Source organism: Haliea sp., from assembly GCF_040222615.1.
GTDB lineage: Bacteria > Pseudomonadota > Gammaproteobacteria > Pseudomonadales > Halieaceae > Haliea.
In genome coordinates this window covers 1-4,053 of sequence record NZ_JAVKCQ010000177.1, presented here as the reverse complement: position 1 = coordinate 4,053, position 4,053 = coordinate 1, and the positions used below count along the sequence as shown (strand labels likewise).

Below are 4,053 nucleotides of genomic sequence, written 5' to 3'. Positions count from 1 at the left end.
CGGGTGGAGAGACGGTGCGGCAGCATGTGCTCGGTATCCTGCCGGAAGTGGAGCGGGTCCTCGCAGCGGAGTGCCTGGAGTGTGATTATGTGCGCGGGGGAGGATTGTTTGCCGCGGCCCGTTACCCGGAGCAGCTGGAGTGGCAGCGGGCGCAGCTGGCGGCATTGCGTGCCCTGGGTTACGGCGAAGAGGATTACCGCTGGCTGGACAGCGCCGGGCTGGCAGCGCGGCTCGCTATCACCCGGCCGCTGGGTGCAATCTATACTCCGCATGTTGCCCGCATCCAGCCGGCCAGGCTGGTTTCTGGGCTCGCCGCCGCAGTGACCCGCCTGGGGGTGAAGATCTTCGAGCAGACTCCGGTAGTCGGCAGCCGGAGCGAGACGCTGACCACTCCTGGCGGCACCGTGACGGCTCCGGTTCGGGTGCTGGCGGTGGAGGGGGTCAGCAGCCGGTTTGCTGATCACCGCCGCCGGGTACTGCCGGTACAAAGCCGCATAATTGCCACCGAGCCACTGAGCAGCGGGCAGTGGCAGGAGCTGGGGCTCGCCAGCGCGGAAGTCTTCGCCGATGCCAGCCCGGTCATCACCTACGGCCAGCGCAGCGCCGATGGCCGGCTGGTGTTCGGGGCGCGCGGCGCCTACCGCTTTGGCGGCCGCCCACGCAGTCGCTTCGACGGGGATCCGGGCGCATTTCATCAGGTCCGTCGGTTGCTGCTGGCCTGCCTGCCGCAACTGCAGGATGTCGCAAAAACCCACGCCTGGGGGGGGACGCTGGGTATCCCTCGCTCGGGCAGTCCCCACGCGGTGCTGGACCCGGTGACGGGCTTTGCCAGTCTTGGCGGCTATACCGGCGAGGGGGTCGGGGCAGCGAACCTGATGGCGCGCAGTCTGGTCGACCTTATCCTCGAGCGGGACACGGGGCTCAGCCGTATGCCCTGGTGCCAGCGTCTGCCCGTGCGCAAGGCGCTTCGGCGCTGGGAGCCGGAGCCGTTGCGCTGGTTGGGGTTCAGGGCGATCAGCTCGATTCTGGGCTGGCAGGAGGCCGCCTGCGCCGCCGGCGCAGGCCCCTGGAAGCGCCGCCTGCTGGGGTTGACGGGCAATCGCCAGAGCATCCCCGGCGGCCCGGATTGACGGTTTATGGCGGTTATTGCTGGTGCATTTGCAGGAGGGGATTGCTATAGTCCCCGACTCTATTTTCATTCCCTGAACCGTCCATGACAGAGGAGTTGCTATGGCTTCACGGGGCGTAAACAAAGTCATACTGGTCGGCAATCTGGGGGCGGATCCGGAAACCCGGTACATGCCTTCCGGTGGCGCCGTGACCAACGTCAACCTCGCAACCTCCGATAGCTGGAAGGACAAGCAGACCGGCCAGCCCCAGGAGCGCACGGAGTGGCATCGGGTAGTGTTCTTCAACCGCCTGGCGGAAATTGCCGGCGAATACCTCAAGAAAGGCACCAAGGTCTATGTCGAGGGCTCTCTGCGCACCCGGAAATGGCAGGGCCAGGACGGCCAGGATCGCTACACCACCGAGATCGTCGCCAGTGAAATGCAGATGCTCGACAGCCGCAGCGGTGGCCAGCAGGGTGGCGGTTATCCGCAGGACGACTACAGCCAGTCCGCACCATCCCCGCAACAGCAGCCGGCGGCCTCCCCCGGCCGGCAAGCGAGCGCGCCGCCCCCCGGTGATTTTGGCGATTTTGACGACGATATCCCGTTCTGATAGCTGGCCTGGCCAGCCAGTCAGCGCCGCCCGGCCGGAGACCCTGCTTTGCGCGTCTTGCTGATCGGATCCGACACCTCGCTGGGCCTGGCCTTGGGCGATCACCTGCGGCGTTGGGGCCGGCATGAACTGGAGGCAGTTTCCAGCTCTGCCTCGCGCTGGAAGAGCGAGCGCCACGCCAAGAAAGTAGTGCGCCGGGTGCGCGCCGATATCGTCGTGGATGCACGCCTGCAGGGCGCCATCGACAGCGGTGAAATCCTCTCGGAGATCGACATTGAGCGCAGTCACTGGCTGGCGAAGGCCTGCCAGCGTGGTGCCGTCAGCTATTTCCTGCTGTCGACGGCCCGGGTATTCGCGGGCGATGCCGGGCGTGCCTACCGGGAACAGGATGAGCCCGACAATACCGAAACCGTCGGCCGGCTGCTGGCCCTGGCCGAGGCCCGGACCCGGGAAACCTGCGACCGGCATGTCATCCTGCGGCTGGGGCCGGTATTCGCACCCGGTGGGGTCAATGTCCTGTCGCACATGCTTGAGCAGCTGATCGAGGGCGGCAAGCTGGTGCTCGACAACCAGCTGCGCGGTTGCCCGGTAGAGTCTGCGGATGCGGCTCGGGTTGTTGCCGGGGTGCTTGACCAGCTCGGAGCCGGAGCGGAGGCCTGGGGTACCTTTCACTACTGCAGTCCCGATCCCACCAACTGTTACGAGTTTGCGGAAGCCCTGCTTGCCTCGGCGTCCCAGTTCTCCGACTTTTCTCCCGATGCGGTGCAGCCGCAACCGGTGGGAGCGGGCGATCAGCCGCGCAACAGGACGCTGCAATGCGGCCGAATTCGCAACACGTTTGCCATCAAGCAGGTGCCCTGGCGCGGCTTCGTCGCCGACGCCGTGCGCCAGTACTTTTTCCAGCGCCAGCAACAACCCCGCAAGGAGGCGTGACCTATCATGTCTGGACATTCCGCTGACAGCCAGGAAACGCTCGGCATTGCTGTGTTGACGGTTTCCGATACGCGCACCGCAGACACCGACACCTCCGGGCAGTACCTGCAGGAAGCGCTGCTGGCCGCAGGCCATCGCTGCAGCGACCGGCAGATTGTCAGGGACGATATTTACCAGATCCGTGCCGTGTTGTCCCGGTGGATTGCCGATGAGTCGGTGCAGGCGGTACTGGTCACCGGCGGCACCGGCTTCTCGGGGCGGGACTCCACGCCGGAGGCTGTGGCGCCCCTGTTCGACAAGTCCATTGATGGTTTTGGCGAGGTTTTCCGGGCCCTGTCCCTGGCGGAAATAGGCTCCTCCACTGTGCAATCAAGAGCCCTTGGGGGGCTGGCCAACAACACGGTCATATTCTGTGTGCCGGGCTCTACCGGCGCCTGCCGTACAGCCTGGACCGGGATCATTTGCGACCAGCTCGACAGTCGCCATCGCCCCTGCAATTTTGTTGGCGTGTTGAGGACGCGGGCCCGGCTGTCGTGAGCGGCTTGCTGCCGGTGGACCAGGCGCTGGAGGCGATGCTGGCGTGCGCGCCCGCAGCGCCGCCCGCCCAGCTCCGGCCGTTGTCGTCCGCCCGCGGCGCGGTGCTGGCGGATGATATTGTCGCAGCTGTCGCCGTGCCCCCGGAGGACAACAGCGCAATGGACGGCTATGCCTTGCGCGCTGTGGATGCGGGGCATCTCCTGCCCGTCAGTCAACGGATTCCCGCCGGTGCCGTGCCCGGCCCCCTGGCACCGGGAACCGCAGCGCGGATATTTACCGGTGCCGTGATACCTGCCGGCGCCGATACCGTGGTGATCCAGGAGCATTGCCGGGAGGTCGAAGGGCGTCTGCAGCTGCTGGAGCCCGCGGGGCCGGGAGACAATATCCGTCGCCGGGGCCAGGATATCGCCGAGGGTTCGTGCGTGTTTGCCGCGGGCCGCCGCCTGCGTGCTCCTGACCTCGGTTTGCTGGCGGCGGTGGGGCTGGGGGAAGTGGCGGTGTACCGTCCGTTGCGGGTAGCGCTGCTCTCCACCGGCAGTGAACTGGTGGAGCCGGGTAGCGGGCCCCTGCGCCCGGGCCAGATCTATAACTCCAACCGCATAGTCCTCGGTGCCCTGCTGCAGGCGCTCGGGATGGAAGTCGTGGATTGCGGTATTGTTCCGGACAGCCCGGAGGCGACCGCCGCAGCGCTGGAAGACGCGGCCAGCAGAGCCGACTGCATCCTCAGTTCCGGCGGCGTCTCGGTGGGCGAGGAGGACCACGTTCGCGGGCAGGTCGAGCGCCTGGGGTCGCTGACGCTCTGGCGCCTGGCTATCAAGCCGGGAAAACCGCTGGCATTCGGGGAAGTCAGGGGAGTGCCTG

General features: G+C 66.7%; 5 protein-coding genes. All 5 read left to right on the top strand.

All coding sequences use genetic code 11. The features are described 5' to 3' along the window. A partial coding sequence (locus RJQ10_RS14520) for an NAD(P)/FAD-dependent oxidoreductase (RefSeq protein ID WP_350147846.1) occupies window positions 1-1,130 on the top strand: 1,130 nt, incomplete at its 5' end. 100 nt (window positions 1,131-1,230) lie between these two features. Further along, a complete protein-coding gene (gene ssb, locus RJQ10_RS14515; protein WP_350147844.1) occupies window positions 1,231-1,722 on the top strand; it encodes a single-stranded DNA-binding protein in 492 nt (163 codons plus the stop codon). 48 nt (window positions 1,723-1,770) lie between these two features. Beyond that, window positions 1,771-2,655, top strand: a complete 885-nt coding sequence (locus RJQ10_RS14510; RefSeq protein ID WP_350147842.1) for a sugar nucleotide-binding protein — start codon at window positions 1,771-1,773, stop codon at window positions 2,653-2,655. A gap of 6 nt (window positions 2,656-2,661) precedes the next feature. After that, complete coding sequence (moaB, locus tag RJQ10_RS14505) at window positions 2,662-3,192, top strand: molybdenum cofactor biosynthesis protein B (RefSeq protein ID WP_350147840.1); 531 nt, start codon at window positions 2,662-2,664, stop codon at window positions 3,190-3,192. After that, window positions 3,189-4,053: molybdopterin molybdotransferase MoeA (locus RJQ10_RS14500; RefSeq protein ID WP_350147838.1), on the top strand; the 865-nt coding region annotated here is incomplete at its 3' end. The genes moaB and RJQ10_RS14500, both read left to right, overlap by 4 nt.

Excerpts from the sequence above, each read along its gene's own strand:
- ssb (WP_350147844.1), top strand. The coding sequence starts at position 1,231 with ATGGCTTCACGGGGCGTAAACAAAGTCATACTGGTCGGCAATCTGGGG.
- moaB (WP_350147840.1), top strand. The coding sequence starts at position 2,662 with ATGTCTGGACATTCCGCTGACAGCCAGGAAACGCTCGGCATTGCTGTG.